The sequence below is a fragment of the Saccharopolyspora mangrovi genome (genome assembly GCF_035320975.1).
Lineage (GTDB): Bacteria > Actinomycetota > Actinomycetes > Mycobacteriales > Pseudonocardiaceae > Saccharopolyspora > Saccharopolyspora mangrovi.
Window position 1 is genome coordinate 56,486 of the sequence record NZ_JAWLNX010000028.1, and the last position, 17,733, is coordinate 74,218.

At 71.9% G+C, this 17,733-nt stretch carries 16 protein-coding genes and 1 pseudogene; 6 read left to right on the forward strand and 11 right to left on the reverse strand.

Translation table 11 applies throughout. The features are described 5' to 3' along the window. Window positions 1–111: 111 nt before the first annotated feature. On the forward strand, window positions 112–909 hold the full coding sequence (locus R4I43_RS28925) for an IclR family transcriptional regulator (RefSeq protein WP_324268867.1): 798 nt from the start codon (window positions 112–114) through the stop codon (window positions 907–909). A 33-nt stretch (window positions 910–942) separates the two neighbouring features. Here the strand turns inward: R4I43_RS28925 and R4I43_RS28930 are convergent, their stop codons facing one another. Then, window positions 943–2,136: a lytic transglycosylase domain-containing protein gene (locus R4I43_RS28930; protein ID WP_324268868.1), complete on the reverse strand. Its 1,194-nt coding sequence runs from the start codon at window positions 2,134–2,136 to the stop codon at window positions 943–945. Window positions 2,137–2,310: 174 nt separating this feature from the next. Here R4I43_RS28930 and R4I43_RS28935 point away from each other — a divergent pair, with 174 nt between their 5' ends. Next, the gene (locus R4I43_RS28935; RefSeq protein WP_324268869.1) at window positions 2,311–3,084 is read left to right on the forward strand and encodes an enoyl-CoA hydratase-related protein; all 774 of its coding nucleotides are present in this window, start codon (window positions 2,311–2,313) and stop codon (window positions 3,082–3,084) included. On the opposite strand, the gene R4I43_RS28940 is transcribed toward R4I43_RS28935, so the two are convergent. The 8 genes and pseudogenes from R4I43_RS28940 to R4I43_RS28975 all read right to left on the reverse strand — a co-directional run bounded on the left by R4I43_RS28940 (window position 3,081) and on the right by R4I43_RS28975 (window position 13,864). Further along, the gene (locus tag R4I43_RS28940; protein WP_324268870.1) at window positions 3,081–4,568 is read right to left on the reverse strand and encodes an amidase; all 1,488 of its coding nucleotides are present in this window, start codon (window positions 4,566–4,568) and stop codon (window positions 3,081–3,083) included. The two genes, R4I43_RS28935 and R4I43_RS28940, sit on opposite strands and share 4 nt — an antisense overlap. Before the next feature lie 19 nt (window positions 4,569–4,587). Further along, window positions 4,588–5,034 (reverse strand): MarR family winged helix-turn-helix transcriptional regulator, encoded by a 447-nt coding sequence (locus tag R4I43_RS28945; RefSeq protein WP_324268871.1) that lies wholly within the window; start codon window positions 5,032–5,034, stop codon window positions 4,588–4,590. Between the two features lie 86 nt (window positions 5,035–5,120). Next, window positions 5,121–5,963 carry a p-hydroxycinnamoyl CoA hydratase/lyase gene (locus R4I43_RS28950; RefSeq protein WP_324268872.1) on the reverse strand — a complete coding sequence of 281 codons (843 nt, stop codon included), beginning with the start codon at window positions 5,961–5,963 and terminating at the stop codon, window positions 5,121–5,123. A 131-nt stretch (window positions 5,964–6,094) separates the two neighbouring features. Then, window positions 6,095–8,878: an ATP-binding protein gene (locus tag R4I43_RS28955; RefSeq protein ID WP_324268873.1), complete on the reverse strand. Its 2,784-nt coding sequence runs from the start codon at window positions 8,876–8,878 to the stop codon at window positions 6,095–6,097. 88 nt (window positions 8,879–8,966) lie between these two features. Next, a pseudogene (locus tag R4I43_RS28960) lies at window positions 8,967–9,299 on the reverse strand (D-arabinono-1,4-lactone oxidase); the annotation flags it as partial. A gap of 115 nt (window positions 9,300–9,414) precedes the next feature. After that, the gene (locus tag R4I43_RS28965) at window positions 9,415–11,220 is read right to left on the reverse strand and encodes an NAD(P)/FAD-dependent oxidoreductase (RefSeq protein WP_324268874.1); all 1,806 of its coding nucleotides are present in this window, start codon (window positions 11,218–11,220) and stop codon (window positions 9,415–9,417) included. 126 nt (window positions 11,221–11,346) lie between these two features. Continuing rightward, the gene (locus R4I43_RS28970; protein ID WP_324268875.1) at window positions 11,347–12,621 is read right to left on the reverse strand and encodes a helix-turn-helix domain-containing protein; all 1,275 of its coding nucleotides are present in this window, start codon (window positions 12,619–12,621) and stop codon (window positions 11,347–11,349) included. Between the two features lie 61 nt (window positions 12,622–12,682). Further along, window positions 12,683–13,864, reverse strand: a complete 1,182-nt coding sequence (locus R4I43_RS28975; protein ID WP_324268876.1) for an FAD-dependent oxidoreductase — start codon at window positions 13,862–13,864, stop codon at window positions 12,683–12,685. On the opposite strand from R4I43_RS28975, the gene R4I43_RS28980 reads away from it, so the two are divergent. From R4I43_RS28980 to R4I43_RS28995, 4 genes are all read left to right on the forward strand, one after another. Then, window positions 13,859–14,635 (forward strand): MFS transporter, encoded by a 777-nt coding sequence (locus tag R4I43_RS28980; RefSeq protein ID WP_324268877.1) that lies wholly within the window; start codon window positions 13,859–13,861, stop codon window positions 14,633–14,635. The two genes, R4I43_RS28975 and R4I43_RS28980, sit on opposite strands and share 6 nt — an antisense overlap. 36 nt (window positions 14,636–14,671) lie before the next feature. Beyond that, complete coding sequence (locus R4I43_RS28985; RefSeq protein ID WP_324268878.1) at window positions 14,672–15,145, forward strand: nucleoside deaminase; 474 nt, start codon at window positions 14,672–14,674, stop codon at window positions 15,143–15,145. 111 nt (window positions 15,146–15,256) lie between these two features. Beyond that, complete coding sequence (locus R4I43_RS28990) at window positions 15,257–16,054, forward strand: ion transporter (protein WP_324268879.1); 798 nt, start codon at window positions 15,257–15,259, stop codon at window positions 16,052–16,054. An 89-nt stretch (window positions 16,055–16,143) separates the two neighbouring features. Continuing rightward, complete coding sequence (locus tag R4I43_RS28995) at window positions 16,144–16,833, forward strand: HAD family hydrolase (RefSeq protein WP_324268880.1); 690 nt, start codon at window positions 16,144–16,146, stop codon at window positions 16,831–16,833. Window positions 16,834–16,918: 85 nt separating this feature from the next. On the opposite strand, the gene R4I43_RS29000 is transcribed toward R4I43_RS28995, so the two are convergent. Both R4I43_RS29000 and R4I43_RS29005 read right to left on the reverse strand, forming a co-directional pair. Next, on the reverse strand, window positions 16,919–17,329 hold the full coding sequence (locus tag R4I43_RS29000) for a thioesterase, FlK family (protein WP_324268881.1): 411 nt from the start codon (window positions 17,327–17,329) through the stop codon (window positions 16,919–16,921). Continuing rightward, entirely contained in the window at window positions 17,326–17,559 is a 234-nt protein-coding gene (locus tag R4I43_RS29005) for a hypothetical protein (protein ID WP_324268882.1), read from the reverse strand. The genes R4I43_RS29000 and R4I43_RS29005 overlap by 4 nt, the downstream gene beginning before the upstream one ends. Window positions 17,560–17,733 lie beyond the last annotated feature (174 nt).

The window sequence follows — 17,733 nt, forward strand, 5'->3', positions numbered from 1 at the left end:
CGCCTCCGATCCGCTTCGACGTTAGGAACGCCCGGCCGCGACCGGCAAGCGATCTCGGCACATCGCAACGCGCGTTGCGCTCATGCCAACCGCCGTGCTTAAGCTCCGCGCATGCCCTCGACCAGGCCCACCGGGCACGGACTCCGCCGCGACCTGGCGTTGCTGGACGCCCTCGCCTCGCCGGAGGCGCAGCGCTCGGGCGGACTCGGCGTCGTGCGCATCGCCCAGCTGACCGGCCGCGAGAAGAGCCAGGTCTCCCGCGCGCTGCAGGCACTGGCGGAGGAAGGGGTCGTGGAGCGCGATCCGGACACGCTCGAATACCGGCTCGGGTGGCGGCTGTTCTCGCTGGTCGCGCGCACGGTCGAGGACCGGCTGGTGCGCACCGCCGAGCCCGTGCTGCACCGGCTGTCCGCCGAGCTGGAGGAGACCGGTCACCTGTGCGTGCTGCGCGACGAGGAGGTGCTGACCGTGCTGTCGGTCTCCGGGCACTCCTACCGCGCCCACGACTGGGAAGGCCGCGGCGTGCCCGCCCACTGCACCTCGGCAGGTCGCGTCCTGCTGCTCGACGCGTCCCCTGACGAGCTGCACATCCGCTTCCCCGCTGAACTCACCGGTGGCCACGACCCGAAAACCCGGTCGCTGCCGCAGCTCTGGGCCGAGATCCAGCGAGCGCGCCGCACCGGCTACGCCAAGGTCACCGAGGAATTCGAACCGGGCCTCTCCGGTGTGTCGGCTCCCATCCGGGACTTCCGGGGGCGGGTCATCGCGGCCCTCAACATCTCAGCGCCCACGACCTGCCTCCCCGACCTGGACGCGGCGGGCCGGGCGACGGCCGAGTCGGCCACCACGATCTCCACCCAACTCGGCTACCCGTTGCCGACTTCCGCCCCGCCTATGACGCCCACCTGACCGATTCCCGCGAAGCCGCAGCAGTCCGATGCGCTACGAGGCTGGGGCCGTCGTGGTGGATTCCGCCGGCTCGGCCGGGGCCGATGAGGTGGGCTCCGGCGGCGGGGGACTGGACGGCGGAGGTTCGCTCGGCGGCGGGGGCGGCGGCTCGCTCGAGGACGGCGGAGGCGGCGGGGCCGGTTCGGGAGCGGGTGCTGGAGCCGGGGCGGGTGCCGGAGCGGGCGCGGGCGCCGGTGCCGGGGCAGGCGCGGGTGCTGGAGCCGGGGCGGGTGCCGGTGCCGGGCCTGGCGGGGGTGCCGGCGGGGCGCCTGCCGGAGCCGGCCCTGCCGGGGCCGGGCCCGCGGGTGCGGGTGCCGTACCCATCGGCACCCCGGGCGGGGTGTCCACCAAGGACGGTGTGGGGTCCACCGCGCCGGGCGGCAGCCCCGGCGTGGTGATCACGCCCTTGGCGTAGCGGTCCGCCCAGGCCAGGACGGTGCGGACGTAGGTCTCCGAGGGGTTGTAGCGGAAGATGGCCGCGGCCAGCTGGTTCCGGTCGCGGAGGTTCCCGCCTCCCGCGCACAGGTAGCGGCCGGAGGTCAGGGCCGCGTCGAAGACGTTGTGCGGGTCGGCGCCGCGGTGCGCGTAGGAGCGCCAGGTGCTCGGGATGAACTGCATCGGCCCGACCGCCCGGTCCCACGCGGCGTCGCCGTCGAGCCCGCCGCCGTCGGTGTCGCGGATCGCCGCGATGCCCGGTCCGCCGGTCAACCGCGGCCCCAGGATCGGCGAGTGGGTCCGCCCGGCGGCGTTGACCTGCCCGGACCTGGCGTGGTTGGACTCCACGCGCCCGATCCCGGCCAGCACCGACCAGTGCAGGCCGCATCCCGGGTCCGACTTCGCCAGCGAGTCCTGCGCGCGCTGGTAGGCGGCCAGCACGACGCCGGGAATCCCCAGCGTCCCGGGCGGGATCTGCCCCAGCCGTCCCGTACCGCGTTCGATCCCGCCGCGCCGGAGGTCCTCGTGGAACCGAGGGCTGAGGACCGGATCGTGGGACGTGCGCCCGTTGACCCCCGTGCGGTTGCCGGCGGGAGGCTTGGGCGCCGGTGCGGTCGCCGCGTGCGGACGTTGGTCGCCCGCGTCGAGCGTCGAATCGCTGCGCATCGCGAGGACCGGCAGCAACGCCACCAGGACTCCGGTGGTGACAGCGGTGAACCGCTCTCCCCGGCTGAACTCGTCCGGCAACGTCAACGCCCGCACCTCCTACTTCCCGCCCACGTCGGATGTGAACGGTTCGCGACCCCGGGTAACCCGCATTCTTCAAACGCGCACCGGGGGCCTGTACCGCCAATCGGCGGAATTGGTTCAACCAATTGGAAGCACTGGTTTCCACTTGTTGATCTCCGTTCGCGGTACGGTCGCCAGATGGACGACTACGCGCACATCCTGACCGAGCGGGACGACGCGACCGTCACGATCACCATGAACCGGCCGGCTCGCCGCAACTCCCTCTCCCACGACCACCTCGCCGAGCTGCTCGCGGCCTTCCGGGCGGCAGGCGAGTCCGACGCGACGGGAATCGTGCTCGCCGGTGCCGGCCCGGTGTTCTCCGCGGGGCACGACTTCGGCGACGTCGCCGCGCGCGACCTCACCGGGGTGCGCGAACTGCTCCAGCTGTGCACCGAGCTGATGGACACCATCCAGTCGGTGCCGCAGGTCGTGCTGGCCAAGGTGCACGGCCTGGCCACCGCCGCCGGGTGCCAGCTGGTCGGCGCCTGCGACCTGGCGGTGGCCGCCGAATCGGCGGGGTTCACGCTGCCCGGCGGCAAGGGCGGCTGGTTCTGCCACACGCCCGCGGTCCCGGTCGCCCGCAACATCGGCCGCAAGCGGCTGATGGAGATGGCGCTGACCGGTGACGTCATCGACGCGGCCACCGCGCTGGACTGGGGTCTGGTCAACCGGGTCGCCGCCGACGACGCGCTGGACGAGGCAGTCGGCGACCTGCTCGCCCGCGCGACGCGCGGCAGCCGCACCAGCAAGGGCCTCGGCAAGCAGACCCTCTACGCCCAGCTCGGCCGGCCCGAGCAGGACGCCTACGCCATCGCGCTGGAAGTCATGGCCGCCGCATCACAGCTCCCGGCCGCCCGCGAAGGAATGGCCGCGTTCCTCGAGAAGCGCCACCCCGCCTGGCCCGACTAAGCAGCCTCCAGAAGCGGGGTTGGTTGGGTCCAGGGGGCGGCCACTTCGAGCTGGCGGGCGAGGCGCAGCAGCAGCGCTTCGCTCTGCAGCGGACCGACGAACTGCACGCCCAGCGGCAAGCCGGTGCCGGTGCGGTGCAGCGGCAGGCTGATCGCCGGGCGTCCGGTGATGTTGGCCAGCTGCGTGTAGGGCACCCAGGCGAGGTTCTTCTCGACGATCTGGTCCACCATGCCGATCAACCGCAGCACGCGGGTGGTCCTGGTGCGCACCAGAACCCGGGAGATCGCCTGCAGCGAGGGCGGGGTTTCCAGCGATCCCACCTGGATCGGCGGCTCACCCAGGCTGGGCGTCAGCAGCAGGTCGTAGCGGCCGTGGAAACCGGCCAGCGCCGCGACGTGCTCGCGTCGCCGCTCCTGGGCCTGCTGGAGCTCGGCGGCACCGGCCATCCGGCCCAGCGCGGCCATCATCAGCGTGTCGGGCTCGAACCCCTCGTCCCCGCAACCGGTTTCGCGCCTGATGCGGTCGGTCTCCACGGCCTGGTGGACGAACCACATCAGCAGGAAGTCCCGCCCCAGCTGGCGGTCGTCGTGCGGCGGGTCGACCTCCTCGACCTCGTGGCCGAGTTCGGTGAGCAGCTCGGCCGCGCGTTCGACCGCCCGCACCGCCTCGGGGTGCGGCTGCTCGCGCAGCGCGCAGCGGGCGGTGTAGCCGATGCGCAGCGTGCCGGGTGCCTCGTCGAGCTGCTCGGCCAGCGGCCGATCCGGCAGGGCCGTCGCGAAGGGGCTGACGGGTTCGGGCCCGATCAGCGCGTCGATCATGGCGGCGGAGTCGCGCACGGTGCGGGAGATGACGCCGTTGGTGGCCAGGCCGTTGAGCTGCTCGCTCTCGACCGGCCCCGCCGGCATCAGCCCGCGCCCGGGTTTGAGGCCGACGAGCCCGTTGCAGGCCGCGGGGATCCGGATGGAGCCGCCGCCGTCGCTGGCCGCGGCGACCGGCACGATCCCCGCCGCCACCGCTGCCGCCGAGCCGCCCGAGGAGCCGCCCGGGGTGCGCTGGAGGTCCCACGGGTTGCGCGCCGGGCCGAACAGGACCGGCTCGGTGACCCCCTTGGAGCCGAACTCGGGCGTGTTGGTCTTGCCGAAGACGACCAGGCCGGCGTCCAGCCAGCGCTGCACGACGGTGTCGGTCTTGGTGGCCTTGCGGCCGGCCAGCGCGCGGCACCCGTCGGCGCTCTGGGTCCCGGCCAGGTCCTGGTGCAGGTCCTTCAGCAGGAACGGCACACCGGCGAACGGGCCGGAGAGCTCCCCGGCGACGCGCTGCCCGGCGTGGTCGTCGAGCCAGGCGACGATCGCGTTGATGGCGGGGTTGACCGCCTTCGCCCGGGACCTGGCCGCCTCCAGCAGCTCGCTCGCCGTCACCTGTCCCGACGCGATCAGCTCGGCCAGTCCCAGGCCGTCGTGCCGCAGGTATTCCTCGACGTCCACCCGTTCTCCTCTGCCACCGTCAGCCGAGCGCGTCGCAGCCGAGCTCCAGGCTCTGCCGGAACAGCGCGTGCTGCACCTCAGGAATCGCGCCCAGCATCTCCGCCTCGATCCCCGAGATCAACGGGTCGCACCGTTCCAGCAGGTCACGGCCTGATGGCGTGAGGGCGATGAGCAGCACCCGGCGGTTGTCCGGGTCCCGGTGGCGTTCGAGGTGACCGTTGCGCTCCAGCGCGCGCACCATCTCGTTCATCGTCTGCGGCGTGACGAAGGAGCGGCGCGCCAGCTGGGCCGACGACAGCCCGTCGCGGTGCCGCAGCACGGTCAGCGCGGTGAACTGCGGCGTGGTCAGCCCCAGCGGGCGCAGCGCCTCGTCCATCCGGGCCCGGATGGCCAGTTCCAGACGCTTGACCAGGTACAGGGTCAACGGCTGAGCATCGTCGGCGGTCACCACCCCATCATCGCGCATTTTCACCGTCCGTTCCGCTCCGATCGCGACGCACTGCGGCTCCGGCACCCGCACGGCCGAGCAGGACGGGTGCCGGAGGGCGCGCGTCAGTCCTTGTAGGCGGAAAGTCCTGGCTTGTACGACTTGTCGTCCAGGAACTGGCTCATGCCCTTCTGCCTGCCGTTGGTGTCGTCCAGGAACTGGGACTGCTCGAACTTGGCGTAGAGGTAGTCCTCGGCCTGCTCCCACGGCATGTCGCGGGCGACCTTGTAGCCGACCTTGGCCGCGCGCAGCACGACCGGGTTGGTGGTGGCGAGCTTGGCGGCCAGTTCGCGGGTGCGCTCGCGCAGCCGCTCGGCGGGGACCGCCTCGTTGACCAGGCGCATCTCGGCGGCACGACGACCGTCGAAGAGTTCGCCGGTCATGATGAAGTACAGCGCGTCCCGCTGGCTGACGGTGGCGGCCAGGGCGCGGGTGACCACGCCGCCGGGCGGGATGCCCCAATTGATCTCCGACAGCCCGAACTGGGCGTTCTCGGCGGAGATCGCCAGGTCGCAGGCCACCAGCGGGGTGAAGGCGCCGCCGAAGCACCAGCCGTTGACCATCGCGATGGTCGGCTTGGACCAGTTGGCCAGCCGCTTCCACTGCCACTCGGCGCTGGCGCGGCGCACCCTGATCTGCACCGACGGGTCGTCGGCCTCGTCGACCTCGCGGAAGTACTCCTTGAGGTCCATGCCCGCCGACCAGGCCTCGCCGGCCCCGGTGAGCACCAGGACGCGGCATCGCGGGTCGGCTTCGAGGGCATCGAGGGTGCGCACCATCTCGTCGTTGAGGGCCGGGTTCATCGCGTTGCGCTTGTCGGGGCGGTTGAGCGTCACCCAGGCGATGCCGTCCTCGAAGTCGACGAGAACCGTGTCACCCCAGGGATTTCCGTCATGCGAAGCGGGCATGGTGAACCTCTCTGCCTAACGCTGACCATCAGGAAGCCTGATTGTTTTCAGGTCGATCGTGAGCTCAACTCACGAGCCGGGGCAAGTTCTTGTGACCTGGAGCACGCGAAAACCGTCAGAGGCCCTGATGGTCAGGCGCGGTGTCCGGTCGCCTCCACCGCGACCTCGACCCGGGAGCGCACGCCGAGCTTGGCCAGCACGTGCGAGACGTGCACCTCGATGGTGCGCCGGGAGGCGAACAGTTCGGCGGCGATCTCCGGGTTGGACTTGCCGTCCCCGACCAGCAGCGCGACCTGCCGTTCGGTCTTGGTCAGCGCCTCCCAGCCGGTGGTGGCGCGCAGCCGCTTGGCGCGCGGCGTCCGGATCCCGTGCGGGAGCATCCTGGCGGCGGCGCGCTGCAGGTCCCAGTTCGCACCCAGGTTGTTGAAGATCTCCACCGCCTGCACGTAGGCCTTGCGGGCGGCGGGGATCTCGCCGCGCTCGGCCAGGACCGCCGCCAGGTCCTCCAGGGCCCGGGCGCGCTTGGGCGGCTGGTTGGTCTTGTCGTAGTGCTCGATGGCGGCGCGCAACGTGATCGGGTCGCCGTCGAGCAGGCCGCGGCAGTGCTGCGCGGCGGCGAGGATGTTGGGCGCGGCGCCGACCGTGGCGCCCTGCACGCAGGCGTTGGTGGCGCGGGCGGCGGTCTCCTCGTCGCCGGTCTGCAACGCGAACCGGACCAGCATCGGCAGCCACACGTAGTTGCTGCCGATGCGCTCGCTGGCGTCCAGGGCCTCGGTGAGAATGGCTTTCGCCCGCTGCAGGTCGCCATCGATCTCGGCGCCCAGCACACCGGCCACCATCAGGAAACCCGAGTTCTCCTGGGAATCCGGCGTCGCCTCCCCGGCCACCGCCAGCTGCTGTTCGAAGGCCTCGCGCTGGCCGCGATACCCGGCCAGCATCGCCGAGAGCCCGTGCAGCCAGCGCAGTTGGTGCGGGGTCATCTCCCCGGTGAGCTCACCGGCAGCCTGCAGCTCGGCGGCGGCGTCGTCCCAGCGGCCGACGGTGAAGTAGTGGTTGGCCGCCGACAGCCGCACGACGGCCAGCCGCGACGGGGTGGCGCTGCTCTCGGCGATGGCCAGCATCTCGTGCAGCACGGTCTCGGCCTCGGCGGCGTGCCCGAGGGCGAACAGCAGCATCATCCGGTTGCTGAGCACCTGGAGCCGCAGGTCGGCGTTCTCCAGGGAATCGCCGAGCGCGGCTCCGGCCTGCTGGTAGCTGACGAGGGCTTCGGCGAGATCGCTGTTGCGCGCCCGCGCGGTGCCCCGCACGTGCAAGGCGAGGCCGAGCGCGTAGTCGTCGCCGGATTCGCGGGCCTCGGCCAGCGCCCGGCCCACGGTCTCGTCGGATTCGGTGAAGTTGCCGGCCATCAGCTGCGCTTGGGCGAGCGTGGCGCGCATCCGGGCCAGCCACCGGAGCCCGAAACCGGGTGTGGCCTCGGCTTCGGCGACCAGGGCGGCGGCCTCGTCGCCCTTCCGGCGCACGGCCAGCGACCACACCCGGTACCAGCTCAGCTCCGCGGCGCAGGCCGGGTCGTCGACCTCCTCCAGCGCGCGTTCGCTGAGCTCGTGAGCCCGTTCGGGGCGGTCGAGCTGCACCAGCGCCAGCACGCGCGCGGCCAGCAGGACGTCGCGCTGCTCGGCCTTGGCGGGCATCGGGACGAGCGCGGCTTCGAGGACTTCCGCGGCGCAGGCCGGGACACGGTGGGCCAGCGCGCGACCGTTGCGCGCCAGCCAGTCCAGCCCCCAGTCGTCGACCTCGTCGTCGCCGATGGTGATCGAGGCGAGCAGCTGCTCGCCGATCCGCTCGACGGGAGCCCCGGAGTCCTCGAGGACCCGCGCCGCCTGCTCGTGCAGCGCCAGCCGCAGCGCGGTCGGGGTGGTCTCGTGGAGGGCCTGGCGGACCAGCGCGTGCTGAAAGCTCAGCTGCAGCCCCGATTCCACCAGAACCCCGGCGGTCAGGGCTTCCTCGATGTAGCCGACCAGCGCGGACACGGGACGTTCTGAAACGGTGGACAGTTCGGTCAGCGAGAACGTGGAGCCCAGCAGCGCAGCCATCCGCAGCAGGCCGGTGGTCTGGCTGTCGAAGAAGGCGAGCCGCCCGACGACGGCTTCGGCCAGCGAGCGCGGCATCCCGGCGTCACCTTTGACCAGCTCGGAGCGGCCATCGGCGACCGCCAGGCCGCCCTCGCGGGTCAAGCCGTTCACGATTTCCCCGACGTAGCGCGGGTTTCCGGACGCTCCGGCCAGAACTCGGCGCAGCTTCGGGCCGACCTTCACCGACCCGCTGAGCTTCGCCGCCGCCGAGGCCACCGCCGTCTCGTCCAGCGGCGGCAGGACGAGACGGCGTGCTCCGGCACGGGTTCCGGTGTGCGTGCGCGCGGGACGCGCGGCGCCGATCAGCAGCAGCGGCAGTTCCTCGGTCAGCCGGGCGAACCGCTGCCACACCTGCACGCTCGCGTCGTCGGCCCACTGGATGTCGTCGACGACCACGACCAGGGGCGCGTCGGCGCACCACGTGACGACGAGTTCGGCGAGCTCGTCGGCGACCGGCGCCGCCGGCCCGTCGGCCGCCCCGGAGAGCCGCTCGTGCAGCGCCCGCAGCTCCGGTTCCGCCGACTGGGGCCCGACGCCGAGGCAGTCGAGCACCAGGCGCAGCGGGAACTGCCGGCTGAACCGGTCGGCGGTGGCGTGGCGCACCGCGCAGCCCTTGAGGGCCGCTTCGGCGAGGATCCGGCTCAGCAGAGCGGTCTTGCCGATCCCGGGCTCACCCTCGATCCACAGCGCCGCACCGGTGCCGTCGATCACCGACCCGACCAGCCGCCGCAGCTCGTCGAGCTCCGCATCACGGCCGAAGACCACCGGTTCCGCCGTCGTCACGCCGCGAGCCTAGCGGCTGCGGGACCGCGCGAAGCCGGAAGTGATCAACGCCGGCCCAAGATGGGGGCTAGCCCCACCGGGGGTGGGGCTAGCCCGCGGTGATGCCGAGCCGACACGACAGATCGGAGGTGAACACACCATCGGGATCCACCGAATCGCGCACCCTCCGCCACTCGTCGAGCCGCGGGTACATCCGGCGGATCATCTCCGGGGTCGTCCGGGAGTCCTTCGCGAAGTACAACCGCCCACCCGCGGCCAGCACCATCTCGTCGAGCTGCCTGCAGAACCCGTCCAGGCCCTTCTTCATCGGGAAGTCCAGGCTCAGCATGTAGCCGGGGTTCGGCCACGACAGCGGTGCCGGGCTCCCCTCCCCCATGCGCTTGAAGACGTTCAGGAACGACCGGTGACCCGAGTGGGCGATGGCGACGGATCGCGCGGGCGCGGAACGCCCGAACGTCGCTGTGACCAGCCATTCCGCCGGTCCCCGCGTGTCGCGGTCGGCCGGTTCGAAGGCGCCGGCCGACCGCGCGAGCAGGTCAGGAGGTGTGGTGCACCTCTTGGAGGCCGTAGACCGGGGTGGGGATTCCCTCTGCCCTCGCCTTGAGCTGGAGGGCGAGGTAGAGCGAGTAGTGGCGGGACTGGTGGAGGTTGCCGCCGTGGAACCACAGGCCCTGCTGCTGGGTGGGTTTCCACATGTTGCGCTCCTCGCCCTCCCACGGGCCGGGGTCCTTGGTGGTGTCCGAGCCCAGGCCCCACACCTTGCCGACCTTGTCGGCGACCTCCTGGCCGACGATGTCACCGGCCAGCCCGTTCATCGACCGGAAACCCGTTGCGTAGACGACGAGATCGGCCTCCAGCCGCGTTCCGTCGGTGAGCACGACCTCGTTCTCGGTCAGCTCCTGAACGTCACCGCTGGCGAGCTTGACGCTGCCGTTGGCGACGAGCTCGCTGGCACCGACGTCGATGTAGTAGCCCGATCCGCGGCGCAGGTACTTCATGAACAGGCCCGAGTCGTCGTCGCCGAAGTCGAGCTGGAAACCGGCTCGCTCCAGCCGCGCGTAGAACTCCGCGTCCTCCTCGCGGATCAGGTCGAACGCGGGTTTCTGGAACTCGTTGAGGATCCGGTACGGGATGGAGGCGAAGATCAGGTCCGCCGTGCGGGTGTCGATGCCCGAAGCCACGGCTTCCTCCGAGTACAGCGGCCCGAGGCTGTGCCTCATCAACGAGTCCGACCGCACCACGTGGGTCGAGGAGCGCTGCACCATCGTGACGTCGGCACCCGCCTCCCACAGCGCGCCGCAGATGTCGTGGGCGGAGTTGTTCGAGCCGATGACCACCGCCTTCTTGCCCCGGTAGGCGTCCGGTCCCGGGTGCTGGGAGGAGTGGTGCTGGTCGCCCTCGAACCGGTTCTGACCTGGGAAGACCGGCACGTTCGGCTTGCCGGAGACGCCGAGGGCCATCACCAGCTGGCGCGGCCGGAGCGTGATCTGCTCGCCCGCGCGGTCGACGACCAGCTCCCACTGGCCGTTGTCCTCGTCGTACTTGGCGCTGAGCGCGGTCGTGGAGCCCCAGTAGTTGAGCTCCATGACCTTGGTGTACATCTCCAGCCAATCGCCGATCTTGTCCTTCGGCGCGAACACCGGCCAGTTGTCCGGGAAGTCGATGTAGGGCAGGTGGTCGTACCAGACCGGGTCGTGCAGGGCCAGCGACTTGTAGCGCCTGCGCCAGGAATCGCCGGGCCGCTCGTTGCGCTCGACGATGATCGTCGGCACCCCGAGCTGGCGCAGCCGCGCGCCGAGCGCGATGCCGCCCTGCCCACCACCGACGATGACGACCTCGGGCTGCCGGGTGTGACCGAGTTCGGCGAGTTCGGTCTCCCGCTCCTCCAGCCAGGTCACCCGGTCCGGGTTGGCGCCGTGCTCGGCGCCCTTGGGCCTGCGGTGGTTCTTCGGCTCCTCGTGGCCTTTGAGCTCGTCGAGGGTGGTCAGGAACGTCCAGGCCTTGTCGTTGACGAGACGCAGGTGGCCGGTGCCCCGGCCTGCGGCGGTCTCGAAGGAGAACCAGGCCTCGGTGACGCCGTCGGCCTCGGTCGGCTCATCCAGCACCGCGAAGCCGCCGGGTGCCGCGTGCGCCAGCGTTGCCCGCAGCATCGCCGCGATCTCGGCGCGCCCCTCGGACGTCTTGATGTTCCAGGTGAGCGCGATGAGATCGCGCCAGTAGCTGTCCTCGCCGAACAGCGACACCGCACGATCGGTGTCGCGGGCGGCGATGGCCTCGAAGAACTCGGACATCCACTGCTCGACCCGGGTCCGGGTCGCGTTGTGCTCCACTGTCTGGCTCACGGACTACCTCCCGCGCGGGCGTCGTTGCCCTCTCGCCGCGACACCCTGAGTGGTCGCGATCGCGTTCACCGTCATGGAGCCACACCGACCGCCGCCGCGCACGGGTTGCAGGGGGTTGCAACCGGCTCAGCCGCCGCGCACCGCCGGGGCGGTGGAGTGCGGGAGCAGCGATCCCGGGTCGTTGGGACGCAGCACCTCGACCTCCACGTTCTCGCTGAACCGGTAGGGCCGCCTGCTCAGCAGGCATCCGAGGTTGCGGCGCAGCCGGGACATCTCGGCCCGCACGGTGACCGTGCGCCGCTCGTCCCCGAAGACCTCGGCGGCGAGCTGCCCGGCCGTGCACCCGCCCGGCTGGACCGCCAGCAGGAACAGCAGCTCCGCGTGCCGGGGGCTCAGCGGGTGGTTCCAGGTGCCGGAGGCCGAGTTCACGTCGATGCGGGCCTGCGAGTTCCGCAGGTCGAGCCGCACGCGGGTGCGTTCGTCGAACGTCGCGGTGGGGTCGTCGTCGAGCAGCCGCACCAGCCAGCCGCCCGGCACCGGCTCCACGGAGCACTCGCCGAGCGCGGGCAGCCACGCGCGGCCCGCGCCGCAGTCGACCGGCAGCGCGATGTGGTTGACCGGCGCGATGCCGGAGGACGCGGCGACCCACCCGTGCGGGTCGGTGACCACGGCCGGTCCGGGAACCCGCGACAGGATCGGGACCGCGCTCCCGCGCAGGGCTTCGATCGCGGCGAAGTGGCTGGTGAGCAGCTGGGCCTCGGCCAGCTGCGCCACGGTCTGCACCAGCGCCAGAGTCGTCGGGCTGACGGTGGCGGCCGGTCCGGACAGGTCCACGACGCCGAGCAGCCCACCGGTCCGGGGATCGCGCACGGGCGCGCTCGCGCAGGTCCAGGCGTGGTGGGTGCGCACGTAGTGCTCGGCGGAGTAGACCTGCATCGGCTGGCCGGTGACCAGCGCCGTTCCGATCGCGTTGGTGCCGACGACGTCCTCGCCCCAGCTCACGCCCTCGACGAATCCGAGCGCGTCGGCGTTCCGGCGCACGGCGGTGCTGCCGTCCCGCCACAGCACGTGCCCGTCGGCGTCGGTGATCACCATGATGTTGGCGGTCTGCTCGGCGACACCGCCGAGCCTGCCGCGCAGCAGCGGCAGCACTTCCGACAGCGGGGACGCGCGCCTGCGCTCGACGAGCTCGTCGGACCGCAGCGAACGGCCGCGGCCGCCGCGCTCCGGGTCGAGGCCGCGCGTGCGCATCCGCGTCCAGGACGCGCCGATCACCGGGCGAGGACGTGCGGGCGGGGTTTCACCGGCCACGGCGGCGTCGTGCACCCGGGCGAGCAGCCGCGCGTACCGGTGCGGGTCCTCCCCGACCGGCAACGCTGCCTCGAAGCGCTCGTCACGCACGGCCACAGTGTGGCCCACATCTCACGGTGCGCCAAGGGTCGCGACCTTCGCGTGGGTCGTTCTAGGTCGTGGTCTGCGGCCAGTCGATGTGGTGGTCGTAGGCCCACCCCCGGCCCATCGGGGGTTTGCGCTGCCACTCGACGAGGCGCTTGGCCTTGGTGCGCAGGCCGCGGAGGCGGCGGGCCAGCGGGTGGTGGGCGCGGCTGGTGCCCAGCCTGCCCATCGCGACGACGGCCTCCACCCGGTCGCGGCGGAGCCCTTCGAACGCGGCGAAGGCCGCTGCCGGGGTGGCGTGGTCGCGCAGGCAGCGGGCGAGCTGGACGCCGTCCTCGACGGCCATCGCCGCTCCCTGCTCGGACGCGGGCGGGGCGACGTGCAGGGCGTCGCCGATGATGATCGCCCGGTCGGTGTGCCAGCGCGGCACGTGCGGCAACGCGTGGTCGTCGAAGGACAGGATCCGGTCGGAGTTGCCGACGACGGTCGGCGCGATCGTGTCCTCCCCGGCGAACAGCACGCTCATCTCGGCGCGCAGCTCGTCGGTGTTCTGCGGGTCGTCGCGGCGGCGCGGATCGGGCGCGCGCAGGCTGGTGAACCAGAAGCAGCCACCGGAGTGGGAGTCGCGGGTGGCGGCGAAGAACGCCTTCGCCCCCAGGTAGGAGCGCAGCACCTCCGGCGGCGGTGGTTCGCAGCCCGGGTCGGCGGCGTAGCCGTAGACCGTGCGGGTGCCGAGCCGTTCCGGTTCCGGGCCGTCGGGGTTGATGCGCCCGCGCACCAGGGAATTCGCGCCGTCGGCGCCGACGAGGACGTCGCCCTCGACGGTGCTTCCGTCGGCCAGCGTCACCGCCGGCTGCTCGACGTCGGCGTCCACGGCGCGATGGCCGTGGCGGAACTCCGCTCCCCGGTCGATGGCCTGCTCGCGCAGGACCGCCGAGAGCACCGGCCAGTGCATGACGCGCGGCAAACCGCGCTCGCAGCTCGGATCGGCCCCGAGCGCGTACCCGAGGCGACTGCCGTCCGGCCGGATCCGCTCGCTGCGCACCAGCGGGAACGAGCGGGCGATCAACGGCTGGTGCGCGCCCACGGCCCGCAGCGCGTCCATCCCGTTCGGGCTCAGCCGGACCACGGCTCCCTCACCGTGATCGGCCGGCCGCGACTCCACCACGGTCACACCGATTCCCGCGGTCCGAAGGGCCAGCGCCAGCGCCGTCCCCGCGATTCCTCCCCCGCTGACAACGACGTGCACCACTCATCCCCCAGCGCGCTCAACCCGGCCGAGACGGGCAACTCGCTCCGCACTCTAGCCGCGGCTGCCCTCACCACGCCGCGAAAACCCCGGAACTGTCCGAAACACCCGAGCACCGCGTCGCCCACCCGGGCGGACTCACCGGTCCGGAACCCGACCGCGTGGATGTTCGTGGCGGCCATGTCATCGCTGTTCCTGCTGCTCGGCACGCTCAACGCCTACGGCCAGGTTCTGGTCGGCGAGGCGCTCGGGGTTCCGGTCCGGATCGCGTCGGTGATCATGATGTCCTTCTGGGGCGCGAACCTCGTTGCGAGCCTGAGCATCTCGCGCTGGTCCGACCGGATCCAGCGGCGCACGCCGTTCCTGCTCGCCGGCGGCAGCGCCACGGCCGCGGCCCTGACGATCCTCATCGCACTGCTCCCGCTGGGGACCGCGGCTCCGACGCTGGTCGTCGTCGCGGTGTTCATCGGGCTGGGCGTCGCGCTCGGCGCGGTGTTCGGCCCGTGGATGGCGGCCTTCGCCGCCTACGTCGAGGAGACCCACGTCGACGCCCAGGGCACGGCTTTCGGCCTGCAACACCTGATCAGCCGCCTGGTCGTGCTCGGAGCCGTCCTGCTGGCGCCCCGGATCGCCGACGCCGCCGGCTGGTCGGCGTGGCTGCTGGTCACCCTCGCCGCCACCGGCGCGTTCATCGCCCTCGTCCTAGCACTGCACCGCCGAGCCCCGGAGCGCACGCCCGAACCCGTCGAGCAGCGCTCCGCAGCCGGGTGAGCACCGGTGGCCGCGGCGTCGCGATAGCGTCGTGGGATGGCCATCAGCGAAGGTGACAGGGATTTCCTGCGGCGTGCCGTGGAGCTCGCCGAGCGGGCGCTGGAGTCCGGCGACGAACCGTTCGGGTCCGTGCTCGTCTCGCCCGAGGGCGAGGTGCTGTTCGAGGACCACAACCACGTCTCGGGCGGGGACCACACGCAGCACCCGGAGTTCGCGATCGCCCGGTGGGCGGCCCAGAACCTCGTCGCCGAGCTGCGCCCGCGGTGCACCGTCTACACCTCCGGCGAGCACTGCCCGATGTGCTCGGCGGCCCACGGCTGGGTCGGCCTGGGCCGCATCGTCTACGCCTCCTCGACGGCGCAGCTGGGCGAATGGGCCACCGAACTAGGACTTCCGCTCTCCCCGATCGCGGCGTTGCCGATCGAAGCCGTCGTTCCCGAGGCCGAGGTCGACGGGCCCGACCCCGAACTGGCGGCGGAGGTGCGGCGACTCCACTCCCGGCGGGTGTGACCTCCCACGAGCGTGTGCGGTGCGCGACAGCCGGACGCGCCTCCGCGGATTCCGAGGGCTCGACGGTTAGCTTGATCGGCGATCATGTCGGAGCACGACGTCGGGGGACGAGTGAGCACACGGGAACGGTTACGAGCGCTGGTCGACGCGCCGCGATTCCAGCAGGTCATCATCGGTGTCATCCTGGTCAACGCGGTGACGCTGGGTTGCGAGACCTCACCGGCGCTGGTCGCCGAGCACGGGGAGCTGCTGCACGCGGTGGACCGGATCGCGCTGGCGATCTTCACCGTCGAGCTCGCCGCCCGCCTCTACGCCCACGGCCCGAAGTTCTTCCGCGATCCGTGGAACTGCTTCGACGCGGTCATCGTCGGCATCGCCCTGCTGCCCACCTCCAGCTCGTTCGGGGTGCTGCGAGCGCTGCGGATCCTGCGGGCGCTGCGGCTGATCTCCGCCATCCCCAGCATGCGCCGGGTGGTCGGGGCGCTGCTCGGAGCGCTTCCCGGCATGGCCTCGATCGCCGCGCTGCTGGGGCTGATCCTCTACGTCGGCTCGGTGATCGCCACCAAGCTGTTCAGCGCGGTCGCACCGGAGTACTTCGGCGACCTCGGCGCCTCGCTGTTCACGCTGTTCCAGGTCATGACCGGCGAGGCCTGGTCGGAGGTGGCCCGCTCGGTGATGGAGGCCGAGCCGCTGGCCTGGATCTTCTTCATCACCTACATCGCCGTCACCACGTTCACCGTGCTCAACCTGTTCATCGCGGTGACCGTCTCGGCGATGGAATCGCAGGTCGCCCGCGAGCACGAGATCGCCGAGGATAACCAGACCGCCATCCTCCTCGCGGAGATCCAGCAGCTGCGCGAAGAGGTCCGCGGCATGCAGGGTGTGAGCAGGCAGATCTCGGAGAACTAGCGACTGCTGACGCGGTCGCTCGGCTTGACGGTGCCGGTGGCGGAACCTGACCGGCTCCGCCGCATGGTGGGACGAACTCTAGGAGCGACGTGGACGAGCACCTGGTGTTGTGGGACGTCGACCACACGCTGATCGACTCGCTGGGCCTGGGCGGTGCCGCGTACCGGCAGATCTTCCCCGAGGTCACCGGGCAGCCGGTGCGCGAACCGGCTCTGATGGACGGGCGCACCGATCTCGGCACCATCGACCAGATGCTGCGCTCGCACGACATCGAGCCGACCGGCGAGCTGGTGGCGGCGATGACCGCGGCGCTGGCCGGGGTGTTCGACGAGGTCCGGGCGGAGCTGGCCGAGAAGGGCCGGGTGCTGCCGGGAGCGCGGGAAGCGCTGGCGACCTTCGACGGCGACCCGGCGGTGCACCAGAGCGTGCTGACCGGCAACACCGCCGAGGTGGCGCGGATCAAGCTCGGCGCGTTCGGGTTGCTCGGCCACTTCGACCTGGACATCGGCGCCTTCGGGGACGACCACCTGCTCCGGGGCGGGCTGGTGCCGGTCGCGCGCGGGCGCGCGGCGCGCAAGCTCGGGATCGACTTCGCGCCCGAGCGGATCGTGCTGATCGGCGACACGCTCAACGACGTGCGCGCGGCCCACGAGTCGGGCGCGCGGCTGATCGCGGTCGCCACCGGTTCCTACAGCGCCGACGAACTGCGGGCCGCCGGCGCTGAGGTGATCTTCGAAACCCTGCCCGCGCCGGGCGAACTGCGCGCGGCGCTGGGCTGAACCTCCGGTCCTGGACCGGCCTGCTCTCGACTGCGCGGGCGAGCAGGCCGCTCCAGTTCTGCAGCGCTCGGCGTTAACGCCGCGCTCATCGGCGGAGCCGTCGGTAGAAGCGGTCGCGGTCGACGGTGGCCACCTGGTGGTGCAGCACGCCCGCCTGCTGGCCGGTGTCGACGTTGATGGCGCGGGCGGTCCAGGTCTGGCGGCCGACGTCGGGCGCGGGGCCGCGCTCGACCTCGATGCGCACCACCTGCCCTGGCAGCGTGGGTGCGGTGTGCTCGTACACGCCGCCGCAGCCGAGCATCGCGAACTCGTCGGGCACGTCCGGGGCCAGCAGCTCCCAGGTCGCGTCCTCCAGCATCGCGATCATGGTCCCGGTGGCGAGCACCGGTTCGCCGCGCCTGGCCAGCAAGGTCCCGGGCAGGATGCTCGGAACGGTGTGCGCGGCGGTGATGGTGCGGGTGCAGGCGTGCACCTGCACGGGCTGGGTGTTGGTCACCGGTCCCCTCCCAGCAGCGCCGGTGCCGTGGTGATCACCGCGCCACCGGTGCGGATGGGGTCCTCCAGCAGTCCCGGCTCGCACGGGTCGCGCCAGGACACCGCGCAGTCCGGGCAGAACCAGCGCAGCAACGGCGGTTCCAGCCAGCGCACACCTTCGGTGCACCGTGGACAGTTCAGCGCGAGGACTTCCGGCGCCGGACCGTATCGATTCAGCTCTACAGCGGTCATCCCACTCCTCCTGTGACGACGCGGACCCTGATGTCCGCTTCGTCCTGGACATCGGCCCGACCAAGATCGAAGCTAAAGAGGCCCGATCGGCGCCGTGCACCGATCGGGCGTCATCTCAGGATTCGCCATGAGGAGCGGTCCACAAAGGATCATACGATCGTGGAACGACCAAAA

What these genes read in the sequence shown, in the direction of transcription:
- R4I43_RS28925 (WP_324268867.1), top strand. Translation starts at nt 112, where the DNA reads ATGCCCTCGACCAGGCCCACCGGGCACGGACTCCGCCGCGACCTGGCG.
- R4I43_RS28935 (WP_324268869.1), top strand. Translation starts at nt 2,311, where the DNA reads ATGGACGACTACGCGCACATCCTGACCGAGCGGGACGACGCGACCGTC.
- R4I43_RS28945 (WP_324268871.1), bottom strand. Translation starts at nt 5,034, where the DNA reads ATGCGCGATGATGGGGTGGTGACCGCCGACGATGCTCAGCCGTTGACC.
- R4I43_RS28950 (WP_324268872.1), bottom strand. Translation starts at nt 5,963, where the DNA reads ATGCCCGCTTCGCATGACGGAAATCCCTGGGGTGACACGGTTCTCGTC.
- R4I43_RS28985 (WP_324268878.1), top strand. Translation starts at nt 14,672, where the DNA reads ATGGCCATCAGCGAAGGTGACAGGGATTTCCTGCGGCGTGCCGTGGAG.
- R4I43_RS29005 (WP_324268882.1), bottom strand. Translation starts at nt 17,559, where the DNA reads ATGACCGCTGTAGAGCTGAATCGATACGGTCCGGCGCCGGAAGTCCTC.